This window comes from Winogradskyella poriferorum (assembly GCF_050618035.1).
Lineage (GTDB): Bacteria > Bacteroidota > Bacteroidia > Flavobacteriales > Flavobacteriaceae > Winogradskyella > Winogradskyella poriferorum_A.
Genome location: NZ_JBODPY010000381.1, coordinates 1 through 206, shown reverse-complemented (window position 1 = coordinate 206; position 206 = coordinate 1). Strand labels below are relative to the sequence as shown.

The 206-nt window shown below is 40.3% G+C and carries 1 protein-coding gene; it reads left to right on the top strand.

What is annotated here, in order from left to right:
• The coding region (locus ACRHOC_RS16135; RefSeq protein ID WP_431159553.1) for a GIN domain-containing protein at nt 1–206 on the top strand (206 nt) is incomplete at both ends.

The following is a 206-nucleotide window of genomic DNA, read 5'->3' as shown; positions in this document are numbered from 1 at the left end:
ACCATTAAGGCAAATGATTTTGATGTAGCCCTTGCTGGGTCTGGTGATATCATTTTAAACACCTCATCACAATCGACACAAAGTAGTTTGGCCGGTTCTGGTGACATAGAGCTTAAAGGGTCAACAGCAAATTTAAAAACTAGTGTTGCTGGTTCTGGAGATTTTGATGGTAGGCGATTAGAAAGTACAAATGTAGATCCAGCAGT